Annotated in this window: 19 protein-coding genes; 10 read left to right on the forward strand and 9 right to left on the reverse strand. The window is 72.8% G+C overall.

The window, feature by feature from the left end:
- The first annotated feature begins 12 nt into the window (after positions 1–12).
- The 5 genes from ACIQ5Y_RS13070 (at position 13) to helR (ending at position 9528) form a co-directional block, all read left to right on the forward strand.
- Positions 13–465: a MarR family winged helix-turn-helix transcriptional regulator gene (locus ACIQ5Y_RS13070; RefSeq protein WP_403879079.1), complete on the forward strand. Its 453-nt coding sequence runs from the start codon at positions 13–15 to the stop codon at positions 463–465.
- A 19-nt stretch (positions 466–484) separates the two neighbouring features.
- On the forward strand, positions 485–3421 hold the full coding sequence (locus ACIQ5Y_RS13075; protein ID WP_403879081.1) for an FAD-binding and (Fe-S)-binding domain-containing protein: 2937 nt from the start codon (positions 485–487) through the stop codon (positions 3419–3421).
- 160 nt (positions 3422–3581) lie between these two features.
- Complete coding sequence (locus ACIQ5Y_RS13080; protein WP_403879083.1) at positions 3582–5423, forward strand: ABC transporter transmembrane domain-containing protein; 1842 nt, start codon at positions 3582–3584, stop codon at positions 5421–5423.
- Complete coding sequence (locus ACIQ5Y_RS13085; RefSeq protein ID WP_403879085.1) at positions 5420–7201, forward strand: ABC transporter ATP-binding protein; 1782 nt, start codon at positions 5420–5422, stop codon at positions 7199–7201. The genes ACIQ5Y_RS13080 and ACIQ5Y_RS13085 overlap by 4 nt, the downstream gene beginning before the upstream one ends.
- 167 nt (positions 7202–7368) lie before the next feature.
- On the forward strand, positions 7369–9528 hold the full coding sequence (gene helR, locus ACIQ5Y_RS13090; RefSeq protein ID WP_403879087.1) for an RNA polymerase recycling motor ATPase HelR: 2160 nt from the start codon (positions 7369–7371) through the stop codon (positions 9526–9528).
- 53 nt (positions 9529–9581) lie between these two features.
- Here the strand turns inward: helR and ACIQ5Y_RS13095 are convergent, their stop codons facing one another.
- Positions 9582–10373, reverse strand: coding sequence for a metal-dependent hydrolase (locus ACIQ5Y_RS13095; protein WP_403879089.1), 792 nt, complete (start codon positions 10371–10373; stop codon positions 9582–9584).
- A gap of 145 nt (positions 10374–10518) precedes the next feature.
- On the opposite strand from ACIQ5Y_RS13095, the gene ACIQ5Y_RS13100 reads away from it, so the two are divergent.
- The 3 genes from ACIQ5Y_RS13100 to ACIQ5Y_RS13110 are packed head-to-tail and all read left to right on the forward strand — an operon-like array spanning position 10519 to position 14391.
- Positions 10519–13041, forward strand: coding sequence for a DEAD/DEAH box helicase (locus ACIQ5Y_RS13100; protein ID WP_403879091.1), 2523 nt, complete (start codon positions 10519–10521; stop codon positions 13039–13041).
- A gap of 49 nt (positions 13042–13090) precedes the next feature.
- Entirely contained in the window at positions 13091–13981 is an 891-nt protein-coding gene (locus ACIQ5Y_RS13105; RefSeq protein WP_403879093.1) for an acyl-CoA thioesterase, read from the forward strand.
- A gap of 8 nt (positions 13982–13989) precedes the next feature.
- Positions 13990–14391, forward strand: coding sequence for a YchJ family protein (locus ACIQ5Y_RS13110; RefSeq protein WP_403879095.1), 402 nt, complete (start codon positions 13990–13992; stop codon positions 14389–14391).
- Here the strand turns inward: ACIQ5Y_RS13110 and ACIQ5Y_RS13115 are convergent.
- Positions 14355–15161: a DUF6397 family protein gene (locus tag ACIQ5Y_RS13115; protein WP_403879096.1), complete on the reverse strand. Its 807-nt coding sequence runs from the start codon at positions 15159–15161 to the stop codon at positions 14355–14357. The genes ACIQ5Y_RS13110 and ACIQ5Y_RS13115 overlap by 37 nt on opposite strands.
- 118 nt (positions 15162–15279) lie before the next feature.
- Complete coding sequence (locus ACIQ5Y_RS13120; RefSeq protein WP_031141767.1) at positions 15280–15678, reverse strand: roadblock/LC7 domain-containing protein; 399 nt, start codon at positions 15676–15678, stop codon at positions 15280–15282.
- Positions 15679–15784: 106 nt separating this feature from the next.
- Here ACIQ5Y_RS13120 and ACIQ5Y_RS13125 point away from each other — a divergent pair, with 106 nt between their 5' ends.
- Positions 15785–16222 carry a PPOX class F420-dependent oxidoreductase gene (locus ACIQ5Y_RS13125; RefSeq protein WP_403879098.1) on the forward strand — a complete coding sequence of 146 codons (438 nt, stop codon included), beginning with the start codon at positions 15785–15787 and terminating at the stop codon, positions 16220–16222.
- 35 nt (positions 16223–16257) lie between these two features.
- Here the strand turns inward: ACIQ5Y_RS13125 and ACIQ5Y_RS13130 are convergent, their stop codons facing one another.
- The 5 genes from ACIQ5Y_RS13130 to ACIQ5Y_RS13150 all read right to left on the reverse strand — a co-directional run bounded on the left by ACIQ5Y_RS13130 (position 16258) and on the right by ACIQ5Y_RS13150 (position 21235).
- On the reverse strand, positions 16258–16917 hold the full coding sequence (locus ACIQ5Y_RS13130) for a GTP-binding protein (RefSeq protein WP_403879100.1): 660 nt from the start codon (positions 16915–16917) through the stop codon (positions 16258–16260).
- On the reverse strand, positions 16917–17306 hold the full coding sequence (locus tag ACIQ5Y_RS13135; RefSeq protein ID WP_403879102.1) for a DUF742 domain-containing protein: 390 nt from the start codon (positions 17304–17306) through the stop codon (positions 16917–16919). The genes ACIQ5Y_RS13130 and ACIQ5Y_RS13135 overlap by 1 nt, the downstream gene beginning before the upstream one ends.
- Before the next feature lie 17 nt (positions 17307–17323).
- Complete coding sequence (locus tag ACIQ5Y_RS13140; protein WP_385357344.1) at positions 17324–17767, reverse strand: roadblock/LC7 domain-containing protein; 444 nt, start codon at positions 17765–17767, stop codon at positions 17324–17326.
- Positions 17767–20358: a nitrate- and nitrite sensing domain-containing protein gene (locus ACIQ5Y_RS13145; RefSeq protein ID WP_403879104.1), complete on the reverse strand. Its 2592-nt coding sequence runs from the start codon at positions 20356–20358 to the stop codon at positions 17767–17769. Before ACIQ5Y_RS13145 ends, ACIQ5Y_RS13140 begins: the two co-directional genes overlap by 1 nt.
- 97 nt (positions 20359–20455) lie before the next feature.
- The gene (locus tag ACIQ5Y_RS13150) at positions 20456–21235 is read right to left on the reverse strand and encodes an MHYT domain-containing protein (RefSeq protein ID WP_403879106.1); all 780 of its coding nucleotides are present in this window, start codon (positions 21233–21235) and stop codon (positions 20456–20458) included.
- 159 nt (positions 21236–21394) lie between these two features.
- On the opposite strand from ACIQ5Y_RS13150, the gene ACIQ5Y_RS13155 reads away from it, so the two are divergent.
- On the forward strand, positions 21395–22003 hold the full coding sequence (locus ACIQ5Y_RS13155; protein WP_403879108.1) for a class I SAM-dependent methyltransferase: 609 nt from the start codon (positions 21395–21397) through the stop codon (positions 22001–22003).
- On the opposite strand, the gene ACIQ5Y_RS13160 is transcribed toward ACIQ5Y_RS13155, so the two are convergent.
- Positions 21988–22902, reverse strand: coding sequence for an oxygenase MpaB family protein (locus ACIQ5Y_RS13160; protein WP_403879110.1), 915 nt, complete (start codon positions 22900–22902; stop codon positions 21988–21990). The two genes, ACIQ5Y_RS13155 and ACIQ5Y_RS13160, sit on opposite strands and share 16 nt — an antisense overlap.
- Positions 22903–22941 lie beyond the last annotated feature (39 nt).

Here is a 22941-nt window from a genome sequence, read left to right on the forward strand (position 1 = left end):
ATTGTTCCCGGCATGAGCTCCGCCTCCGACACCGACCGCCTCCTCGCCGAGCAGCTCCTCCGCCTGACGCGAAGGCTCCACCGGATCCAGAAGCGCCACATGGAGCCGCTCGGGATCACTCCCGCCCAGAGTCGGCTGCTGCGCCTCGTCTCGCACTACGAGGGCGAGCAGCCGCCCCGGATGGCGGACCTCGCGGCGCGCCTGGAAGTGGTCCCCCGGGCGGTCACCACGCTCGTCGACGGCCTGGAGGCGGCCGAGTGCGTGCGCCGCGCGCCCGACCCGGCGAACCGCCGCGTCGTCCGGATCGAGCTCACCGAGACCGGACGCGCCACGCTGCGCCGTCTGCGTAACGCGCGAACCGACGCGGCGGAGGAGATCCTTGCTCCATTGACCGCCGATCAGCGCGAGATCCTCGGCGGTCTGCTCAACGCGCTGTCGGACGCCCCGGCGGAGCGCCGCTGCTGAGCAAGGCGAGGGGTCGCACATGCCGCTGCTGGAACCGAAGCCGGGGGCCATGCGGCCACACAGCATCAGCGGCCCCTCCCCCGACCGGGTCCCCGAGCACCGGGCGGGCGGCACCCCCGAGCCGCTGCGCACCGAGCTGATCGAACTGCTGGGCGCGGAGAAGGTGCTGTGGAAGATCTCGGACCTGGTCCGCTACGCCTCCGACGCCTCCCCCTACCGGTTCGTCCCCCAGGTCGTGGTGATCGCCGAGGACATCGACGACGTCTCCGCGGTCCTCTCGTACGCCCACGGCCGGCAGCGCGACGTGGTCTTCCGCTCCGCCGGGACCTCCCTGAACGGCCAGGCCCAGGGCGAGGACATCCTGGTGGACGTACGCCGCCACTGGGCCGGGATCGAAGTGCTCGACGGGGGCCGGCGGGCCCGGATCCGGCCCGGCACGACCGTCATGCGGGCCAATGCCGCCCTCGCCCGGCACGGCCGGATCCTCGGCCCCGACCCGGCCAGCGCCATCGCCTGCACCCTCGGCGGGGTCGTCGCGAACAACTCGTCAGGCATGACGGCGGGCACCACCCGGAACGCGTACCGCACGCTCTCCTCCCTGACCCTCATCCTGCCCGGCGGCACCGTCGTGGACACGGCCGACCCCCTGGCCGACGAGGAACTGGCACGCGCCGAACCCGCCCTGTGCCACGGCCTGATGGAGATCAAGAAGGAGATCGAGGCCGACGCCGCCCTCGTCGCCCGGATCCGGGCCAAGTACGAGATCAAGAACACCACCGGCTACCGCCTGGACGCGTACCTCGACGGCAACACCCCCGTGGAGATCCTGCGCGGTCTGATGGTCGGGTCGGAGGGCACCCTGGGATTCATCTCCGAGGTCGTCTTCGACACCCTCCCGCTCGACCGCGAACTCTGCTCCGCCCTGCTGTTCTTCCCCTCGTTGCCCGCGGCGGCCGCGGCCGTGCCGCTCTTCAACGAGGCGGGCGCCATCGCCGTCGAGCTGATGGACGGCAACACCCTGCGCGCCTCGGTCAGCGTCGAGGGCGTGCCCGCCGACTGGGCCGCCCTGCCCAAGGACACCACGGCGCTGCTCGTGGAGTTCCGCGCACCCGACGAGGAGGGCCGCGCCGCGTACGAGCGGCGCGCGGCCGAGGTCCTGGCCGGACTCGACCTGGTGGCACCGGCGGCTTCGGTCACCAACACCTTCACCCGGGACGCGCACACGATCAACGGCTACTGGAAGGCCCGCAAGGCCTTCATCACCGCCGTCGGCGGGGCCCGTCCCTCGGGCACCACCCTGATCACCGAGGACTTCGCGGTGCCGCCCTCCCGGCTCGCCGAGGCCTGCGAGGCGCTGCTGAAACTCCAGGCGGAGCACGGGTTCGACGCAGCCGTCGCCGGTCACGCCGCCCACGGCAACCTCCACTTCGTACTCGCCTTCGACGCCTCCGATCCCGCCGACGTCGAGCGGTACGCGGCCTTCATGGACGCCTTCTGCCGGCTCACCGTGGAGCGGTTCGACGGCTCCCTGAAGGCCGAGCACTCCACCGGCCGCAACATGGCGCCCTTCCTGGAACTGGAATGGGGCCCCCGGGCCACCGAGCTGATGTGGCGCACCAAGCGGGTCGTCGACCCCGACGGGGTGCTCGCCCCGCGCATCCTCCTGGACCGCGATCCGGGGGCCCATCTGCGCGGCCTGAAGACGATCCCCCGGGTGGAGGCGGTCGCCGACCCGTGCATCGAGTGCGGGTTCTGCGAACCGACCTGCCCCAGCGAGGACCTGACGACCACTCCCCGCCAGCGGATCGTGCTGCGCCGCGAGATGACGCGCCAGCAGCCCGGTTCCGCCGTGCTGGACGGGCTGCTGGGCTCCTACGGCTACGACGCCGTGGACACCTGCGCCGGGGACTCCACCTGCAAGCTCGCCTGCCCGGTCGGCATCGACACCGGCGCGCTGATGAGGGACTTCCGCCACCGCCGGCACAGCCCGCGCGAGGAGGCCGCGGCGGCGCTCGCGGCCCGGCGGTTCAAGACCGTCGAGACCGCCGCCCGGATGGCCGTGGCCGCCGCCGACAAGATCACCGGCCGGGTCGGGAACGGGCTCCTCACGGCGGTGACGGGGGCCGCGCGCAAGGCCGTACGCCCGGACCTGGTACCGCAGTGGCTGCCGCAGATCCCCGGGGCCGCCGCCCGCGGGCTGCCCCCGACCCGGCGGGTGGGCGCCCGTGCCGTGTACTACCCGGCCTGCGTCAACCGGATCTTCGGCGGGCCGGAGGCCCGGCCCGGGCCCTCGCTGCCGGAGGCGGTGGTGGCGGTCTCGGAGCGGGCCGGGAAGCCGGTGTGGATCCCCGGCGACGTGCACGGCACCTGCTGCGCGACCATCTGGCACTCCAAGGGCTACGAAGCGGGCAACCGGGTGATGGCCAACCGGATCGTGGAAGCGGCCTGGGGCTGGACGGCCGGGGGCCGGCTCCCGCTGGTCGTCGACGCCTCCTCCTGCACCCTGGGCATCGCGCACGAGGTGGTCCCCTACCTGACGGAGGACAACCGGGCGCTCCACGACGAACTGCGGATCGTCGACTCGATCGTGTGGGCGGCGGAGGAACTGCTGCCGCACCTGGAGGTCCGCCGCACGGTGGGCTCGGCGGTGCTCCACCCCACCTGCTCGATGCGGCACTTGGGCGACGAGCCGCAGCTGCGGGCGGTGGCCGAGGCGTGCGCGGACGAGGTGGTGGTCCCGGACGACGCGGGCTGCTGTGCCTTCGCGGGCGACCGGGGCATGCTGCACCCCGAGCTGACGGCCTCGGCGACGGCGCGCGAGGCCGCGGAGGTGACGGCGCGGGAGTTCGACGCGCACCTGTCGGCGAACCGGATGTGCGAGGTGGGCATGGACCGTGCCACGGGCCGCGGCTACTACTCGGCCCTGCTCGAACTGGAGCGCGCGACCCGGCCGTGAGCGCCGGTGTGCGCGACCTGTCTGACCAGGTGCTTCGCGGCCTCCGATGGCCGCAAACCTCTTCGCGAGGGGGCGTTGCCGACGGAAAATCGATTGCCCGGCGCGGATCCGGAGGGCGAACCTTGCACGGCTTCGAACCTTCGACCAGCCGTGGGGCGTCATGCAGATCAGCGATCTTCCGTATCCGGATCCCGGGGTACCCGATGCTCGCTCCGGCCCCCGTTTCCTGCTGTGGCTGGGCCGCGGTCAGCTGGGCGGCCAGTTCAAGAGCCTGGCCTGGGGAATGCTGCACTTCTCGGGCGTCGCCGGACTGCCGTACGCGGTGGGTCTGGGCGTCGACGCCGTCGTGGAGCGCGACGCGGACCGGCTGTTGCTCGTGGGCGGGCTCCTCGTCCTGATCGGCATCGCCATCGCGCTGGGCGACGCCATGCTCCACCGCACGGCCGTCACCAACTGGATCACCGCCGCCGCCCGCGTGCAGCAGCTGCTCGCGCGGAAGACCGCCGAGCTCGGCTCCGCGCTGACCCGGCGGGTCGCGGCGGGCGAGGTCGTCGCGGTCTCCACCGGTGACGTGGAGAAGATCGGCTGGTTCGTCGAGGCGGTGTCCCGTTTCCTCGCGGCCGTGTTCTCCATCGTCCTCGTCTGTGTCGGCCTGCTGTTCTACGCACCCGAACTCGGTGTGGTCGTCGCGGTGGGCGTTCCCCTGGTCGCCCTGGCCGCGCTCCCGTTGTTGCCGCGCGCGACCCAACGCGCCGACGTCCAGCGGGAGAAGGCGGGCAAGGCCACCGAGTTGGCCTCCGACACGGTCGCCGGTCTGCGGGTCCTGCGCGGCATCGGCGGTGAGGAGCTGTTCCTCGGCCGTTACCGCGAGGCCTCGCAGGAGGTCCGCAAGGCCGCCGTGCGCAGTGCCCGGATGTGGGCGCTGATCTCCGCGATCCAGGTGCTCCTGCCGGGGGCGCTGCTGATCACGGTGGTCTGGTACGGCTCCACGCTGGTCCTGGACGGCCGTATCGCGGTCGGTGAACTCGTCGCGGCGTTCAGCGCGGTGGCGACGATGCTGTATCCGTTGCGGCACTTCGAGGAGATCGCCATGGCGTACTCCTTCTCGCGTCCCTCCGCCAAGCGGGCCGCCCGGGTGCTCTCGCTGACCCGGAGCGACTCCGCCGAGCCCGCCCCGGGCGCCGGGGGGACCCCGCAGCCGCCGGCTCCGGGTGGGGACCTGTACGACCCGCGGACCGGGCTGCTGGCCCCCGCGGGCTGCTTCACCGCCGTGGTGTGCGGGGACCCGGACCTGGCGGGCCGGCTCGCGGAGCGTCTCGGCGGCCACGCGGGGCAGGCGGCCGACGGCACGACCGCCGGGCCCTCGGTGCTCCTGGGCGGGGTCGCGCTGGACGAACTCGCGCTGGACGACGCGCGCCGGCTGGTCCTCGTCCAGGACAAGGATCCGGTGCTGCTGTCCGGGACGCTGCGGGAGCTGTTCGACGTACCGGCCTCCGGTGCGGTGGGCTCCGACGAAGCGCTGGCCGCCGCCCAGTGCACGGACGTGCTGGACGCACTGCTGCAATCGGCACCGGACGGGACCCGGGACCCGATGGACGCGCGGATCACCGAGCGCGGCCGGTCGCTGTCCGGTGGGCAGCGCCAGCGCCTCGCGCTGGCCCGGTCGCTGGTGACCGACCCGGAGGTGCTGGTGCTCGACGAGCCGACCTCGGCGGTCGACTCGCACACCGAGGCACGGATCGCCGACGGGGTCGCCGCCCTGCGGGGCGGGCGGACCACGGTGGTACTGGCGTCCTCACCGCTCCTGCTGGACCGCGCCGACCGGGTGGTCCTGATCGACGGAGGGACGGTGGCGGCGGTCGGCAGCCATCGCGGGCTGCTGGCCGTCGAACCGCGCTACCGGGCGGTCGTCACGCGCGAGACCGAGGAGGAGCAGCGGCTCGCCGGGCTCCCACTGCCGGATCTGGAAGAAGCACTCAAGGAAATCGAGGAATCAGCATGATCGGCGTGGCGCCGCCGGAGTACGATCCGGCGGCCCCCGAGACGGCCGCGACCCTGCCCGTGGGCACGCCGGCGACCGTACGGGGCTATGTGCGCGGCCTGTTCCGGCGCCACCGGGGCGCCTTCCTGGCGCTGGTGGGCGTCAACGCGGTCGCGGTGCTCGCCTCCATGGTCGGCCCGTACCTGTTGGGCCGGGTCGTGGACGACCTCGCGGCGGGGGCGCGCGAGCTCCATCTGGGGCGCGTGGCGCTGCTGTTCGCGCTGGCGCTCGGCGTCCAGACGTTCTTCGTCCGGCTGGTCCGGCTGCGCGGGGCGATGCTCGGCGAGGAGATGCTGGCCGATCTGCGCGAGGACTTCCTGGTGCGGTCGGTGGGGCTGCCGCCGGGCGTGCTGGAGCGGGCCGGTACCGGTGACCTGCTGTCGCGGATCACCACCGACATCGACCGGCTGGCCAACGCGATGCGGGAGGCCGTACCGCAGCTGGCCATCGGCGTGGTGTGGGTGTCGCTGCTGTTCGGGGCGCTCGCGGTGACCGCGCCGCCGCTGGCCCTGGCCGCGCTCGTGGCGCTGCCGGTGCTGGTGATCGGCTGCCGCTGGTACTTCAGGCGGGCTCCTTCGGCGTACCGTTCCGAGGCGGCCGGGTACGCGGCGGTGGCGGCGGCTCTGACGGAGACCGTGGACGCCGGGCGTACGGTCGAGGCGCACCGCCTCGGGCCCGCGCGGATCGCACGGTCGGAGCGGCGGATCTCCCAGTGGGTCGCGTGGGAGCGGTACACGCTGTTCCTGCGGACGGTCCTGTTCCCCGTCGTCAACGTCACGTACGTGACGATCCTCGGCTCGGTGCTGATGATCGGCGGCTACAGCGTGCTGCGGGGCTGGATGTCGGTGGGGCAGTTGACCACGGGGGCGCTGCTGGCGCAGATGATGGTCGACCCGATCGGTCTGATCCTGCGCTGGTACGACGAACTCCAGGTCGCGCAGGTGTCGCTGGGCCGGCTGGTGGGCGTGCGGGAGATCGAGCCGGACGCGGGGGACCCCGGCGTGTCCCCGGAGGGGCGCGCCGTCCGGGCGGACGCGGTCCGCTTCGGCTACCGGGAGGGCGTGGACGTCCTGCACCAGGTGTCGATGGCCGTGCCGCCGGGCACCCGGATGGCGCTGGTCGGGCCCTCGGGCGCGGGCAAGTCCACGCTGGGCCGGCTGCTGGCGGGCATCTACGCGCCGCGGACCGGCGAGGTCACGCTCGGCGGGGCGCGGCTGGCGGGGATGCCCGCGGAGCGGGTGCGCGAGCACGTGGCACTGGTCAACCAGGAGCACCACGTGTTCGTCGGCTCGCTGCGCGACAACCTCCGCCTCGCGCGGACGGGTGCCGGGGACGCCGAGCTGTGGGCGGCGCTGGGCGCGGTGGACGCCGACGGGTGGGCGCGGGCCCTGGAGGCCGGTCTGGACACCGAGGTCGGCTCGGGTGGCACGGCGCTGACTCCGGCGCAGGCCCAGCAGGTCGCGCTGGCCCGGCTGGTGCTGGCGGATCCGCACACGCTGGTGCTGGACGAGGCCACCTCGCTGCTCGATCCCCGAGCGGCACGGCACCTGGAACGCTCGCTGGCCCGGGTGCTGGACGGCCGTACGGTCATCGCCATCGCCCACCGGCTGCACACGGCGCACGATGCGGACGTGATCGCGGTGGTGGAGGGTGGCCGGATCAGTGAACTCGGCTCGCACGACGAGCTGGTCTCGGCCGGCGGCGCGTACGCGGCGCTGTGGCGATCCTGGCACGGGTGACCGCTGCGGGGCAGGTCATGAGGGAGGTGGGGAGGGGGAGTTCGGGAAATACCCGCTCCTCGCCACTCTCAACTTATAGCGCAGTGGGGGGCTTGCGGCAAGGCCCCGATCATGACGCAGAATCGGCGGCCTAGTCCTGATCCTGCGGAAATTGGGAGATCCACCCAGTGCGAGCCCCGACCTCGGCCACCAGCGCGTTCGACCTTCCCGATCACCTCGCCCCCAAGGCCGACCCGGCGCTGATCGAGGGCGACGAGCAGCACTTCGCGGCCATCGTCGAGAGCCTGGAGCAGTCGATATCCGAGGTGTCCGAGCGCCTCGACGCCGCACGCCGGGCTCCCGGCGGCGTCGGCCGGGAGGCGATGGACCGCGACACGGAGATCCACCGGCTGACCGGCCGCCTGCGCACCCTGCGCCGGTTCGGCCTGGACCTCTGCCTCGGGCGCATCGTCGGCGCGGACGGCTCCGAGCCCGTGTACATCGGGCGGCTCGGCCTCACCGACACTGCGGGGCGCCGGCTGCTGCTCGACTGGCGCTCGCCCGCCGCCGAGCCGTTCTTCGCCGCGACCCACGCCGACCCGATGGGGCTGGCGAGTCGCCGCAGGTACCGCTGGACCCGCGGCCGGATCACCGACTACTGGGACGAGGTGTTCACCGCCGACGGGCTCGAGGGGCACGCCGCGCTCGACGACCAGTCCGCCTTCATCGCCGGCCTGGGCGCCAACCGCTCGTCCCGGATGCGCGACGTGCTCGGCACCATCCAGGCCGATCAGGACGCCATCATCCGGGCGGGATCCCGCGGCGCCCTCGTCGTCGACGGCGGTCCCGGCACGGGCAAGACCGTCGTGGCACTGCACCGCACCGCCCACCTCCTCTACTCCGACCCCCGCCTCGGTCACCGTCGGGGCGGCGTGCTGTTCGTCGGTCCGCACCGGCCCTACCTGGACTACGTCGCCGACGTGCTGCCCAGTCTCGGCGAGGAGGGCGTCCAGACCTGCCTGGTACGGGACCTCGTCGACGAGGGGGCCGGGGCCCCTGCCGAGACGGACCCGGAGGTGACCCGGCTGAAGTCGTCCGCGGACATGGTGCGGGCGATCGAGCCGGCCGTCGGCCTCTACGAGGAGCCGCCCGCCAAGGGGATGACCGTCGAGACCCACTGGGCGGACGTCTGGCTGAGCGCCGACGACTGGGCCGCGGCGTTCGACGCTCCGGAGCCGGGCACCCCGCACAACGAGGCCCGTGACGTGATCTTCGAGGAGCTGGTCACGATCCTGTTGGACAAGCACGACGACGAGGACGACATCTCGCCCCAGATGTTCCGAAGGTCGCTGCGGCAGAACAAGGAGCTGGTCACCGCCCTCAACAACGCGTGGCCGATGCTGGAGGCGGCCGACCTCGTCGGAGACCTGTGGTCCGTACCCGCCTACCTGCGCAAGTGTGCTCCCTGGCTGGGCCCCGACGAGGTCGCGAAGCTCCAGCGCGCCGACCCCCAGGCGTGGACGGTGTCCGACCTGCCGCTGCTGGACGCGGCGCGGCAGCGGCTGGGCGACCCGGAGGCGTCGAAGCGAAGGCGCCGCCGGGAAGCCGCTGCCGCCGCCGAACGCGCCCGCATGGCCGACGTCATCGACAGGGTCCTCGAAGCCGACGCCGACGGTGAGGGCGCGGTGACCATGCTGCGCGGCAAGGACCTGCAGGACAGCCTGATCGACGAGTCCGCGCTGCCCATCGCCGACCGGGACCTGCTCGCCGGCCCGTTCGCGCACATCGTGGTGGACGAGGCCCAGGAACTGACCGACGCGGAGTGGCAGATGCTGCTGCTGCGCTGCCCGTCGCGGAGCTTCACCATCGTCGGTGACCGGGCCCAGGCCAGGCACGGGTTCACGGACTCGTGGCGGGAGCGGCTGGAGCGGGTCGGCTTCGACCGGATCGAGCGGGCTTCCCTGAGCGTCAACTACCGGACGCCGGAGGAGGTCATGGCGGAGGCGGAGCCGGTCATCCGGGCCGTGCTCCCGGACGCGAACGTGCCGACCTCCATCCGCCGCAGCGGCGTCCCCGTCGTGCGCGGACCGGTCTCGGAGCTGGATTCGGTCCTCGACACCTGGCTCGCGGCGAACGCTGACGGGATCGCGTGCGTGATCGGTGCTCCCGGGTTCCGGGGTACGTCCCGCGTCCGGTCGCTGACTCCGAGCCTGTCGAAGGGCCTCGAGTTCGACCTGGTCGTCCTCGTCGATCCGGAGTCCTTCGGCGAGGGCGTCGAAGGGGCGGTCGACCGGTACGTCGCGATGACCCGGGCGACCCGGCAGCTCGTCATCCTCACGAGCTGCTGACGCCGGCCCCGGGCGGCCGCCCCGCACCACGACGGCGGCCGCCCGGGGCCGGGTCAGATGAATCCGAGGGCGGAGGCACCGCCGAAGCCGCCCAACAGGACGAAGACGGGCATCAGGACCTTCAGCTCCACCCAGCTGCCGGCCCGGAAGCGCATCGCCTTCGGCGGTCCCAGCGGGTACCAGCGCTTGCCGGCGATCGGGAGGGGCCACAGGACCGGGCAGCCGGAGACGGTCAGCGCGTCGCCGATGTCGTGGACCAGGGCGCCGAGCACGATCGGCAGGCCGAGCCAGAGGTACTCCTGGCCGGGGTCGGTGAACAGCCAGTTCGCGCCGTTGCCGGGCTGGTCGAGGACCCCGGCCAGGATCCAGGCGCTGGTGGCGCCGAGCAGCCAGACCAGGACGTCGCTGGACACCCGGGCGGCGCGCCACAGCAGGCCTTCGACCGCCAGGACGAGGTGGACGAAGAGCAGCGCGAGCACGCCCCAGCGGTCGGCGGTGACGGCGAGGGCGGAGGCGCCGCCGCCTATCAGCACGGCCCAGAGCCAGGTGTGCGTCAGGGTGCGGTGGCCGCCGGTGCGGCGGGCGTCCTTCTTGGAGCGGGTGGACTTGTAGACGGCGTAGGAGATCTTGTCGACCACCTCGCACAGGCCCCGGGACAGGGGCCCGAAGGCGCGGGAGATCGTCGCCGACTTGTGGTCGAGGTCCGGGGCGAGGGCCGCGCCGGCGCAGATCAGTGCGCCGACGACGAGGACCGGCCACGGCATCGGGTGCCCGGCGGCCGCGGTCGCGGCGCCCACCCCCAGCCAGGCCGCTGCCCCGGACAGTGAGTGCGCCGGACCCATCATGGTCGTTTCCCGCCCCGGTGGTGTGGTGTTCGGGCCCTGTCGACTGGTTCGTTCGGGCCGCATCGACGGCACAGCGTACCGTCGGTGATCTTCATTCCGTCCGCCGGTTCCCTCATCCGGGGGGAAGCCAGGCAAGATGGGGGGTGTGACCCTCATTGATCAGCTCCCGCCGAACGCCGACCCCGACGCCCTCTTCGAGGCTTTCTCCTCGTGGGCCGAGGACCAGGGCATCACCCTGTACCCGGCTCAGGAGGAGGCGCTGATCGAGGTCGTCTCCGGGGCGAACGTGATCCTTTCCACTCCGACCGGCTCCGGCAAGAGCCTCGTCGCCGCCGGCGCGCACTTCACGGCCCTGGCCCAGGACAAGGTCACCTTCTACACCGCGCCGATCAAGGCACTGGTGTCGGAGAAGTTCTTCGACCTGTGCAAGCTCTTCGGCACCGAGAACGTCGGCATGCTGACCGGCGACGCCTCCGTGAACGCGGACGCCCCGGTGATCTGCTGCACCGCCGAGGTGCTGGCCTCCATCGCCCTGCGCGACGGCAAGTACGCCGACATCGGCCAGGTCGTCATGGACGAGTTCCATTTCTACGCCGAGCCGGACCGCGGCTGGGCCTGGCAGATCCCGCTGCTGGAGCTGCCGCAGGCGCAGTTCGTCCTGATGTCGGCGACCCTCGGCGACGTGAAGCGGTTCGAGGAGGAGTTGACCCGGCGCACCGGGCGGCCCACCTCGGTGGTCCGCTCCGCGACCCGGCCCGTCCCGCTGTCGTACGAGTACGTCACCACGCCGATCACCGACACGATCACCGAGCTGCTGGAGACCCGGCAGGCCCCCGTCTACATCGTGCACTTCACCCAGGCCCAGGCGGTCGAGCGGGCGCAGTCGCTCATGAGCATCAACATGTGCACCCGCGAGGAGAAGGACAAGATCCAGGACCTGATCGGAAACTTCCGCTTCACCACGAAGTTCGGCCAGAACCTCTCCCGCTACGTCCGGCACGGCATCGGCGTGCACCACGCCGGCATGCTGCCCAAGTACCGGCGTCTGGTGGAGAAGCTGGCGCAGGCCGGCCTGTTGAAGGTGATCTGCGGCACGGACACCCTCGGTGTCGGCGTCAACGTCCCGATCCGCACGGTGCTGTTCACCGCTCTCACCAAGTACGACGGCAACCGGGTCCGCACCCTGCGCGCCCGCGAGTTCCACCAGATCGCCGGCCGCGCCGGGCGGGCCGGCTTCGACACGGCGGGCTATGTGGTCGCGCAGGCGCCCGAGCACGTCATCGAGAACGAGAAGGCCCTCGCGAAGGCGGGTGACGACCCGAAGAAGCGCCGCAAGGTGGTCCGCAAGAAGGCCCCGGAGGGCTTCGTCGCCTGGTCGGACACCACCTTCGAGAAGCTGATCGCGGCCGACCCGGAGCCGCTGACCTCGCGCTTCAAGGTCACCAACATCATGCTCCTGTCGGTCATCGCCCGCCCGGGCGACGCCTTCCAGGCGATGCGCCACCTCCTGGAGGACAACCACGAGCCGCGCAAGGCCCAGCTGCGGCACATCCGCCGGGCCATCGCGATCTACCGCTCGCTGCTGGACGGTGGTGTGGTCGAGAAGCTCGACACCCCGGACGCGGAGGGCCGCACCATCCGGCTGACCGTCGACCTCCAGCAGGACTTCGCGCTGAACCAGCCGCTGTCCACCTTCGCGCTGGCCGCCTTCGACCTGCTGGACCAGGAGTCGCCCTCCTACGCCCTGGACATGGTGTCGGTCGTGGAGTCCACGCTGGACGACCCGCGCCAGATCCTGGCCGCCCAGCAGAACAAGGAACGCGGCATGGCCGTGGGCGCGATGAAGGCCGACGGGATCGAGTACGAGGAGCGGATGGAGCGGCTCCAGGAGGTCACCTATCCCAAGCCCCTCGAAGAGCTGCTGGTCCACGCCTACGACGTGTACTCCAAGAGCCACCCGTGGGTGCGCGACCACCCGGTCTCCCCGAAGTCGATCATCCGCGACATGTACGAACGCGCGATGACCTTCACCGAGTTCACCTCGTACTACGAGCTGGCCCGCACCGAGGGCATCGTGCTGCGCTATCTGGCGAGTGCGTTCAAGGCGCTGGACCACACCATCCCGGACGACCTCAAGTCCGAGGACCTGCAGGACCTGATCGAGTGGCTCGGCGAGCTGGTCCGCCAGGTCGACTCCAGCCTGCTGGACGAGTGGGAGCAGCTGGCGAACCCGGAGGTGGAGACGGCGGAGGAGGCCCAGGAGAAGGCCGACCAGGTCAAGCCGGTCACCTCCAACGCGCGCGCCTTCCGCGTCCTGGTCCGCAACGCCATGTTCCGCCGGGTGGAGCTGGCCGCCCTGGACCACGTCAACGTGCTGGGCGAGCTGGACGCGGACTCCGGATGGGACGCCGACGCCTGGGCGGACGCCATGGACGGGTACTGGGACGAGTACGACGACCTGGGTACCGGGCCCGACGCGCGCGGCCCGAAGCTGCTGCAGATCGAGGAGGACCCGGCGCACGGCCTGTGGCGCGTCCGGCAGACCTTCGCCGACCCCAACGGGGACCATGGCTGGGGCATCAGTGCCGAGGTCGACCTCGCGGCTTCCGACGAGGAGGGCCGGGCCGTCATCCGGGTCACCTCGGTGGGCGAGCTCGGCGCGCTCTGACCGCCACCCGCGTCCCGCCGTCCCCGCCAACGACCGTGGAGATCCTCTGATGACGAACCCCGCCGAGAGACTGGTCGACCTGCTCGATCTGGAGCAGATCGAGGTCAACATCTTCCGCGGCGCCAGCCCCCAGGAGTCGCTCCAGCGCGTCTTCGGCGGGCAGGTCGCCGGCCAGGCGCTGGTGGCCGCGGGCCGCACCGTCGAAAGCGCCCGGCCCGTGCACTCGCTGCACTCGTACTTCCTGCGCCCCGGCATCCCCGGGGTGCCGATCGTGTACCAGGTGGAGCGGGTGCGCGACGGGCGGTCCTTCACCACGCGCCGGGTCACCGCGGTCCAACAGGGCAAGACGATCTTCAATCTCACCGCCTCCTTCCATCACCCGGAGGAGGGCGGCATCGAGCACCAGCTGCCTCCTCACCACTACCCCCATCCGGACACGCTCCCGAAGGTCGCGGACGAGATCCGCGAGCACCTCGGAGAGCTGCCGGAGGCGCTGGAGCGGATGGCCCGCCGCCAGCCCTTCGACATCCGGTACGTCAACCGGCTCCGCTGGACCCCCGAGGAGCTGAAGGGAGCCGATCCCCGCAGCGCGGTGTGGATGCGCGCCGTGGGCCCGCTGGGCGACGACCCGCTCGTGCACACCTGCGCCCTCACCTACGCCAGTGACATGACCCTCCTCGATGCCGTGCGCATCCCGGTGGAACCGCTGTGGGGCATGCGCGGGTTCGACATGGCGAGCCTGGACCACGCCATGTGGTTCCACCGGCCGTTCCGTACGGACGAGTGGTTCCTGTACGACCAGGAGTCGCCCATCGCGCACGGCGGTCGGGGCCTGGCCCGCGGCCGCATCTACGACCTGGAGGGCAGGCTGCTGGTCTCCGTGGTCCAGGAAGGCCTCTTCCGCCCCTATCCCGCCCCGAGCCCCTCCCCGAAGAACTGAGCACGCCCATGACCACCCCGGCCCTCCCCTGCCCCTGCGGGCTGCCCGCCGCCTACCCGGACTGCTGCGGCCGCTTCCACTCCGGGGCGCAGCAGGCCCCCACCGCCGAGCGGCTGATGCGGTCCCGCTTCAGCGCCTTCGCGGTCGGTGACACCGCCTACCTGCTGCGCTCCTGGCACAGCACGACCCGGCCGTCCGACCTCGACCTGGATCCCGGGCAGCGCTGGGAGCGGCTGGAGATCCTGGCGACCGAGCGCGGCGGGATGTTCGAGACGGAGGGTTCGGTGGAGTTCCGCGCCCACTACCGCGAGGGCCGGCACACCGGCTCACTGCACGAGCACAGCGCCTTCACCCGCGAGGAGGGGGCCTGGGTCTACGTCGGCCCCCTCTCCCCGGTCGCGTTCGACTGACCGCGCGCCCCGGTGAGGGCGAAGTCCAGGCTGGTGCGGTACCAGTGGATCTCCTCCGGCTGATCCGCTTTCAGCAGCGGCGACGCCACCGCCGCGGCCGCCGGGACCTGCGGGTGCCCGTACGGCGGTGGCGGGGCGAGGGCGGCCAGGACGAGCCGCTCCGCCCGCTCGGGCACGGCCGCCCGCAGCTCGCCCTGCGGGAGCACGGCGGCCAGGACCGCGGCGCGCGCCCACGGGTCGGCCGTCCGTCTCAGCAGCAGTCCCACGTGGCGCCCGCGCCACTTCCGCGGGCGCAGGTCCGCATTGGCCGCCATCAGCTCCCGGTCCCCCTGCGGTGCGCTCCCGCGCAGCACGGCCGGCTCCCGGCCCGCGAACTCCCGTAACTCCGCGGCCAGATAGAGCCAGACCACGGCCCGGTAGCGGTTGATGCGATAGCCGACCGGGGTGAGGTGCCCGCAGCGGGCGAGCCTGGTGAACCGGCTGGGGCCGACGCCCAGCACCCGCGCCGCTGCCGCCGCTCCGGCCACGGTCTCGACGCGCTCGCGCAGCGCCTCCGCCCCGGCCGTGCCCGGCGGGCACTCCGCCGACCTGACCCGGTCCAGCTCGGCCCGCGCGAAACGCGCCGCACCGCTGCGCGCCGACGGCCCGGCGCGCACGATACCCAACTGCACGGCCCTGGCGAACTCGGCGCGGCTCAGCCCCAGTTCGCCGGCGGCCCGCGCACTTCCCACCAGTACGTCCCGAGCCGCCACGGTATCCATCTGTGTCATCACGATCTCCCCCACGAGCAGTGATTACCCTGTGTGAAGACCGTAACCCAGTGCTACGACACTCCGCCGGGCCTGTGGACAACTCGGCGGGACGGCTCGGAGGGACGGCTCAGCCGGCTCAGCCGCCGGTGATCCTCCGCTCCGCGACCCCCAGGTGCTCGCCCACCCGGTTGACCAGCAGCGTCATCTCGTAGGCGACTTGACCGATGTCGGACTCGGCCGCACTCAGCACGCACAGGCAGCTGCCCGCTCCGGCCGCCATCACGAAGAGGACCCCCTCGTCGTACTCGACCATCGTCTGGCGCACCTCACCGGCCCGGAAGTGCCGTCCGGATCCCTTCGCCAGGCTCTGCAGCCCGGCCGCCACGGCGGCCAGGTGTTCCGCGTCCTCCCGCGCCAGCCCGGCGCTCGCGCCCGTGACCAGCCCGTCGTTGGACAGCACCACCGCGTGCCGCACCTGCTGGACCCTGCGCGTCAGGTCGTCCAACAGCCAGTCGAGCTGCTTGTCCAGTGCCATTCCCAGCCCCTCCCCGTCGACGCGGCCGACATGGCCGCGCCCCACCCCGCATGGTCGTCCCGCAAGCCTTCCCCACCAGCGCCTTTCCGGCAAGGAGGATGTGCTCATGGCGAAGAAGATGACTCAAGAGGAATGGCGTGCGTTCGTCAGCCACTCCACTCGCACCGGCAAGCTCTCCACCGTCCGCGAAGACGGAAGTCCGCACGTCGCCCCCATCTGGTTCGTGCTCGACGGGGATTGCCTCGTCTTCAACACGGGCAGGGACACCGTCAAGGGACGCAACCTCGTCCGTGACGGCCGCGTCGCGCTCTGCGTGGACGACGACCGGCCGCCGTTCTCCTACGTCGTGCTCCAGGGCCGCGCGGAGATCAGCGAGTACGACGACGACCCGGACGCCATGCTCACCTGGGCGACCCGGATCGGCGCCCGGTACATGGGCGAGGAACTCGCCGCCGACTTCGGGCGCCGCAACGCCGTCCCGAGCGAGTTCCTCGTCCGCGTCCCCATCGACAAGGTGATCGCCATGGCGGGGATCGCCGACTGAGCCGCGCTCCCCCGCGGGCCCGCCGCCCGGCCGGTTCACACCGAACCGGCCTGCGGCTCCACCGAGTCCAGCAGCCGGGCGGTGTGCACCCGCCCGGCGTACTCGACCAGCCTGATCAGCACTTCCTTCCCCGAGTCCCTGTCCCGCGCGTCGCAGAGCACCACCGGAGTCCCCTGGTCCAGATCGAGCGCCCGCGACACCTCGTGCGCCCCGTAACGCCGCGCGTCCGTGAAGCAGTTGACCGCGACGACGAAGGGGATGCGCCGGTGCTCGAAGTAGTCCACCGCCGGGAAGCAGTCCTCCAGCCGCCGCGTGTCGGCGAGCACCACCGCGCCGAGCGCGCCCTGCGAGAGCTCGTCCCACAGGAACCAGAACCGGTCCTGGCCCGGCGTGCCGAACAGGTACAGGGACAGCCCGGAGCGGATGGTGATCCGGCCGAAGTCCATCGCCACGGTCGTGGTCGTCTTCTGGTCCACTCCACCCGTGTCGTCGACCAGTTCACCCGCCTCGCTCAGCAGTTCCTCCGTCCGCAGCGGCCGGATCTCGCTCACCGCGCCCACCAGCGTGGTCTTGCCGACCCCGAACCCGCCCGCGACGAGGATCTTCAGCGCGAGCGCGGCCAGTTCGGGGTCCTCCCCCGGATCCGCGTCCGGGGCCGAGCCCGCTCCGAGCAGCCCGTTGTCGTGTTGTCCCATCACAGCGCTCGCAATCCCTCGATGACTTCACGCAGAATCCGCTCGTCCGGCAGTTGCGCGGGCGGTACCGGCCTGCTGACCTTGACGTGGCCGCCCTCCAGCAGGTCCCCCAGGAGCACCCGGACCACGCCCACGGGCAGGTCGGCGTCGGCCGCGAGTTCCGCCACCGACTGCGTCTCGGACCGGCAGAGCCCGAGGAGCGCCCGGTGTTCGGGGCCGAGCAGCGACTCGGCGGCCTCGTCGGTGCCCGCACCGCCCTCGGTGTCCATGACGACCAGGGCGATCAGGTCGAAGCGGACCCCGTGGGGTCCCGGCTTCGTACGCCCACCGGTCATGGCGTACGGACGGACGAGCGGGCCCGCGTCGGCGTCGTACCACTGGCCGTTCATGTACCGGACCGCCGCCCTCAGCCGGCGGCCGGCGGCCGCGCCGCGAACCGGGGCGGGGTGTACAGGTGCTCGCCGACCCGCTTCACCAGGCGGGCCATCTCGTACGCGATGAGCCCGATGTCGGCGCCGGCGCCGCTGAGCACCGCCAGGCAGGAGCCGTCGCCGGCGGCCGCCACGAAGAGGAACCCCTCGTCCATCTCGACCATCGTCTGGCGCACGCCCCCGGCGTGGAAGTGCCGGCCCGCGCCCTTGGCCAGGCTGTGGAAGCCGGACGCGACGGCGGCCAGGTGCTCCGCGTCCTCCCGGCTCAGCGCGCTGGAGGCGCCCACGGCCAGCCCGTCGTTGGAGAGGACCACGGCGTGCCGGACCTCGCGGACCCGGACCACCAGGTCGTCCAGCAGCCAGTCCAGTTCGCCGGACCTGCGGCCGCCGTCGAAGCCGATCCGCTGATGTTCGATCATCACACTTCTCCTTCGCTGCCTGCGTGGGGGGAGTCGTCCTGGACGCCGCGGACCCAGCCGGCCCGGTAGGCCGCCATCCGGTCCCGGGCCTGCTCCGGGCTGCGGCCCGGCGGGTCCTCGGGGAGGCGGGCGCCGGCCGGGGCCTTGGGGGCGGCCTCGCGCAGCTGCGGGACCAGGCTGGCCTGGCGCACCCGGCGCGGCAGTTCCGTGACGGAAGCCGGGGCGGGGGCCTGTGCCGGTACGGGTGCGGGCGGCTGGGTACGGGTGACGGCGCCCCCCGCCCCGGTGGCGCGCGGCCGCAGCGGGGCCACCGGGGCCGGGGGCACGGCCGGTTGGTGCGCCGCGGGGGGCCGCTCGTGGGCCGGGACGCCGCGCCCGTCCTCCCGTACGACGGTCATGGCGGGCGGCTGCTCCGGCCCGGCGACCGCCTTCGGCCGGGGGGCCGGGGGTGGGACCGGGACCGCGGCGGGAGGGTGGTTCCGGGGCTGGTTCCGGGGCTGGGCCGGGGGCTCCGGGGCGCGTTCCGGGTCGGGCTCGGGGGCGCCGGCCGTGATCGCGCCCTGGAGCATCGAGTTCGGCAGGAGGACCACGGCGGTGGTGCCACCGTACGGTGACGTGCGCAGGTGCACCTTCACACCGTGGCGGGCGGAGAGGCGGCTGACCACGAAGAGGCCGAGCCGGTCGCTGTCGAAGAGGTCGAGGGCCTCGGACTGCTCGATGCGCCGGTTGGCCTCGCTCAGGGATTCGCGCCCCATGCCGAGCCCGCGGTCCTCGACCTCCAGGACGTACCCGGCCCCGACGGGCTCGCCGCTGACCTGGACCTTGGTGTGGGGAGGGGAGAACTGGGCGGCGTTCTCGATGAGTTCGGCGAGCAGATGGGTGAGGTCGGCGACGGCGCCGCCGACGACGGCGGCCTCGGCGAGCCGGCGGACCTCGATGCGCGGGTAGTCCTCGATCTCGGAGACGGCGGCCCGCACGACGTTCGTGAGGGGGACCGGCAGCCGCCAGGCCCGGCCCGGGGCCGCGCCCGACAGGATGATCAGGCTTTCCGCGTGGCGCCGCATCCGGGTGGTGAGGTGGTCGAGGCGGAAGAGGTCGCCCAGTTCGCCCGGGTCGTCGGCGCGGCGTTCCATGGAGTCGAGCAGGGTGAGCTGCTTGTGCACGAGCACCTGGCTGCGGCGGGCGAGGTTGACGAAGACCCCGGATACGCCGCTGGCGAGCTCCGCGCGTTCGACGGCGGCGCTGAGCGCGGCCCGGTGGACGGTGGCGAGGGCCTCGCCCACCTGGGTGATCTCGTCGTCGGCCGGTGGTCCGGGCGGGGTCTCGGCCGCGACGTCGATCTCCTCGCCGGCGCGCAGTCGTTCCATCGCCTCGGGGAGCTTGCGGCGGGCGATCTCCAGTGCGGTGTTGCGCAGCGAGACGAGTTCCACGACCAGGGCGCGGCCGATGCGTACGGAGATGACGAGCGAGGCCGCGACGGCGCCCAGGCCCAGGACAACGGCGGCTCCGGCGGGCCCGAGCGCGCCCTCGGTGAACGGGTCGGCCTGGTCCGCGGCGGCGGCGTGCGCGGCCTCCTCGATCTCCCTCATCGAGCCGCCGACGCCCGCCTGGGCGGTTTCCCAGCCCGCGGGGACGGCGCGGCTGTCACGGGTGGTGCCCGCGGCCAGGGCACGGTCCTCGGCCGCGGTGAGGTCGGCGTAGACGGCGCTCTTGGTGACGGACTGCCAGGCGGCCCGCTGTTCCTGGGGGAGGTCCTCGGCCGCGGCGGCGGTGAGGGTGCGGCGGGATTCGATGGTGCCGGTCAGACGGCGAAGCGTTTCGGCGGTCCGCGGGCCCGGTACGGCGAGGAGGGCGTCCTCGCGGGCGAGCAGTTCCCCGGCGCGGGCGAATTCGAGCAGGACGCGGGCGTCGGGGCCGAGTTCGGCGTCCGGCCCGCCGGTCAGCGCGCCCCCCACGGCGAGGGCTGCGTCGACCACGTCGGTGTACGTCTCGTAGGCCGCCTCGGGGGTGGCCCTGCGGGCGATGATGTCCTTGCGGGCCGGTCCCAGTGCCTCGGCGGCGGCCACGAACGCACCCAGGCGGATCGTGATGTCGGCGCGGTAGCCGCCGGAGTCGGCGACGGTGTGCCGGTCCCCGAGGCGCAGCCGCCGGACGGCGGCCTCGGTGCGGCGGACCTGCTGGTCCAGGGCGGTGCCCGGATCGGCGGCGGGATCGGCGAGGAGCCGGACCGCGGCGCGGCGCTCGGCCTGGAGTTCGGTGACGGCGGCCGCGACGGGGGTGCGTATCTCGGTGTCGACCCGGTGCGCGAGGCTGAGGCGGGCCATGTCCTGGGCGGTGCTGACGGTGGCGAAGCCCCAGAGCGCGAGGAGCGAGACGACGGGGACCATCAGCAGGGAGACGATCTTCGCGCGGACGGTGGCGGGCCGCAGCCGGGAGCCGGCCGCGCGCGGGGCGGCGGCGGGGAGGAGCTGGTGGGTCTCCTGCGCCTCCGGTTCCTCGGCCGGCGGCCCGGCGTGGGCCCGGCGGCCGCGGGCCGGGGGCGCGGGCGGGCGCTGCGCCGCTGCTTCCGGATGTCTGCGGGGTCTGCGCATGGGCTCCTCGTTCCGGGGCGGTGCCTACAGGTGCGGACGTATGGGCTTACGGGCTTACGGGTGTGCGGGGGGGGTGCCGCGTGTGCGCGCCGGTGGCTCAGCGAGCGGCCGGCACGGGTTGCGGGACGTGCTGCGCGGAGGCGGAGGCGGCCCGCTCGTCCGCGGTCGGGGACAGGGCGACGAAGGCGGCGGTGATGAACAGGTAGGAGCCGAGTCCGACGGCGAGCGGGAAAATGAACTGCATGGCCGTGGCGCCGGGCAGGGCCGTGTCCGAGGGGCTGACGGCGACGCGGACGGCCATCATTCCGGTGTAGTGCATGCTGCTGACCGCGGCGCCCATGACGAGCGAGGCGCCGGCCACGGCGAGCGGCGACTTGATGTTGAGGGCGGCCCACAGGGCGGCGGTGGCGGCGATCACGGCGATGGCTACGGAGAGGCCGACGGTGAGCGGTTTGTACGAGATGTGTCCGTGCAGGCGCAGGGCCGCCATGCCCAGGTAGTGCATGCTGGCGACGCCGAGGCCGGTGGTGAGGCCGCCGAGGACGAGGGAGCGGCCGCGGTCCTTTCCGTAGCCGACGGCGAACACCCCGGCGCCGACGACGAGTACGGCGACGAGCAGGCTGAGGATGGTGAGCGGCACGTTGTAGTGGATCTCGGTGCCGGTGACTTCGAATCCGAGCATCGCGACGAAGTGCATCGTCCAGATGCCGGTGCCGATGGCGGAGGCCGCGGTGAGGAGCCAGTTGCGGCGGGAGGGTCCGGTCGCGGCGAGCGCACGGACGGTGCAGCGCAGCCCGAGGGCGGCGCCGATCGAGGCCATCACGTATGACAGCACGGGTGTCAGCCAGCCATAGGCTGCGTGGTCCAGGTGTCCCATGGCCACCGGACGCTAGTCCGGGTGAGCCCACGAACAAGGTGCGCATTTCGAAAGCAGCTGGAACTGCTGGAATATGACAGAGATACGTTCATCTCCGATCACGCCGCGTACCACCTTGCACACGCACCGCAGGGGCGCCCGGTGGGGGATCATGGGTGCATGAGCGAAGACCACACGCACGTCCGGGAATTCTTCGGGACGCGCGCCGCCGGCTGGGACGCCAAGTTCCCGGAGGACGGCGCCGCGTTCCGGGCCGCCGTCGCCGATTTCGGACTGCGGCCCGGGGACCGCGTGCTCGACGCGGGCTGCGGCACCGGCCGGGCCCTGACCGCGCTACGGGCCGCCGTGGGACCCTCCGGGACGGTACTGGGCGCGGACCTCACCCCGCAGATGCTCGCCGCCGCGCAGCGGGCGGGACGGGCCGCCGAGGGCACGCTCCTGCTCGCCGACGTGGCCCGGCTGCCGCTGCGCGACGGGGTGCTCGACGCGGTGTTCGCCGCCGGGCTCATCGCTCACCTGCCGGAACCGGCGGCGAACCTGCGCGAACTGGCCCGGGTGGTCCGCCCCGGCGGCCGGCTCGCGCTCTTCCACCCGATCGGGCGGGCGGCGCTCGCCGCGCGCCACGGCCGCGAACTCACCCCGGACGACCTGCGGGCCGAGCACAACCTGCGCCCGCTGCTGGCCGGTTCGGGCTGGGACGTGACCTCGTACGCCGACGAGGACGCCCGCTTCCTGGTGGTGGCCGTACGACGTCACGAGGGCGGCTGAGCCTCCGCCCCGGCGGGCCGGCGGGGGTGCGGGACCGGGCAGCCGCTCGCACCGGGCACCGGGAACGTGCCGAGTTCGCCGACGTCGTAGCCGTCGGGGTAGCCCTTGATCTCCGGGTTCTGCCGGGCGTAGTGGGGGGCCTTGCGCGGGGGCAGCAGCCGGACGGCGCGGCCGCGCAGCTTCAGGGCGCCCCGGACCAGCCGTTTGACCTGCGGGCGGGGGCTCTTGTAGCGGAAGGCGGCCAGCAGCGGATCGTCGAGGAGCGAGAGGCTCAGTGCGCGCACGGCGGGGGCGAGCGGCGCCGGGTACCAGGAGGCCATCAGGCCGATGGTGGAGTCGGCGACCTTGCGGCCGCCCTCGTCCCAGCCGAAGTGGGCCTCCTCGTAGGCGTTCAGGGTCTCCTCGAACTCCTCGTAGGAGCCCGGGATGTCCTTGATGCCCAGGTGTCGCCCGAGTTCGGCGTAGTAGTTCGCACTGGCCCGGCGCTCGTGGTGGGTCATCGGGCGCCAGGCGTAGGCGTCCATCCAGCGCACCGGAATCACCACGAAAGTGCACAGGACGTAGCGCATGTCCTCGTTGGTGATGTCGTAGGCGCGGTGCATCTGGTTGACGCGGCGGATCGCCGTACGCGCGGTCTCGCTCTGGAAACCGTGCTCGACGACGGCGTCGAGGAGCAACGACGTGTCGTCGTAACGCTTCTGCGGGCGGTCGGTGAACTCGGCCGTCTCGGCCAGCAGGCGGCCGATGGCGGGGACGGCGTACGTCCGGAAGAGGGCGAGCTCCAGGGCACGGGTGAAGTCCCAGGGGAACTCGTACGTGGCGGTGAGCCGGTAGATGGCGAGGAAGTCCTTGTCGGGATCGAGCCGGAGGATCTCCCTCAGCCGGTCGTAACGCTGCACCGGGTATCCCTTTCTGTGGCGGGCTGCCAACTCTACGTG

The sequence above is a fragment of the Streptomyces sp. NPDC096339 genome, assembly GCF_044762985.1.
GTDB lineage: Bacteria > Actinomycetota > Actinomycetes > Streptomycetales > Streptomycetaceae > Streptomyces.

What these genes read in the sequence shown, in the direction of transcription:
- ACIQ5Y_RS13120 (WP_031141767.1), bottom strand. Translation starts at nt 15,678, where the DNA reads ATGGCACTGGACAAGCAGCTCGACTGGCTGTTGGACGACCTGACGCGC.
- ACIQ5Y_RS13085 (WP_403879085.1), top strand. Translation starts at nt 5,420, where the DNA reads ATGATCGGCGTGGCGCCGCCGGAGTACGATCCGGCGGCCCCCGAGACG.
- ACIQ5Y_RS13080 (WP_403879083.1), top strand. Translation starts at nt 3,582, where the DNA reads ATGCAGATCAGCGATCTTCCGTATCCGGATCCCGGGGTACCCGATGCT.
- ACIQ5Y_RS13150 (WP_403879106.1), bottom strand. Translation starts at nt 21,235, where the DNA reads ATGGGACACCTGGACCACGCAGCCTATGGCTGGCTGACACCCGTGCTG.
- ACIQ5Y_RS13105 (WP_403879093.1), top strand. Translation starts at nt 13,091, where the DNA reads ATGACGAACCCCGCCGAGAGACTGGTCGACCTGCTCGATCTGGAGCAG.
- ACIQ5Y_RS13075 (WP_403879081.1), top strand. Translation starts at nt 485, where the DNA reads ATGCCGCTGCTGGAACCGAAGCCGGGGGCCATGCGGCCACACAGCATC.
- ACIQ5Y_RS13135 (WP_403879102.1), bottom strand. Translation starts at nt 17,306, where the DNA reads ATGAACGGCCAGTGGTACGACGCCGACGCGGGCCCGCTCGTCCGTCCG.
- ACIQ5Y_RS13095 (WP_403879089.1), bottom strand. Translation starts at nt 10,373, where the DNA reads ATGATGGGTCCGGCGCACTCACTGTCCGGGGCAGCGGCCTGGCTGGGG.
- ACIQ5Y_RS13140 (WP_385357344.1), bottom strand. Translation starts at nt 17,767, where the DNA reads ATGATCGAACATCAGCGGATCGGCTTCGACGGCGGCCGCAGGTCCGGC.
- ACIQ5Y_RS13130 (WP_403879100.1), bottom strand. Translation starts at nt 16,917, where the DNA reads ATGGGACAACACGACAACGGGCTGCTCGGAGCGGGCTCGGCCCCGGAC.
- ACIQ5Y_RS13145 (WP_403879104.1), bottom strand. Translation starts at nt 20,358, where the DNA reads ATGCGCAGACCCCGCAGACATCCGGAAGCAGCGGCGCAGCGCCCGCCC.
- ACIQ5Y_RS13070 (WP_403879079.1), top strand. Translation starts at nt 13, where the DNA reads ATGAGCTCCGCCTCCGACACCGACCGCCTCCTCGCCGAGCAGCTCCTC.
- ACIQ5Y_RS13125 (WP_403879098.1), top strand. Translation starts at nt 15,785, where the DNA reads ATGGCGAAGAAGATGACTCAAGAGGAATGGCGTGCGTTCGTCAGCCAC.
- ACIQ5Y_RS13110 (WP_403879095.1), top strand. Translation starts at nt 13,990, where the DNA reads ATGACCACCCCGGCCCTCCCCTGCCCCTGCGGGCTGCCCGCCGCCTAC.
- ACIQ5Y_RS13115 (WP_403879096.1), bottom strand. Translation starts at nt 15,161, where the DNA reads ATGACACAGATGGATACCGTGGCGGCTCGGGACGTACTGGTGGGAAGT.
- ACIQ5Y_RS13155 (WP_403879108.1), top strand. Translation starts at nt 21,395, where the DNA reads ATGAGCGAAGACCACACGCACGTCCGGGAATTCTTCGGGACGCGCGCC.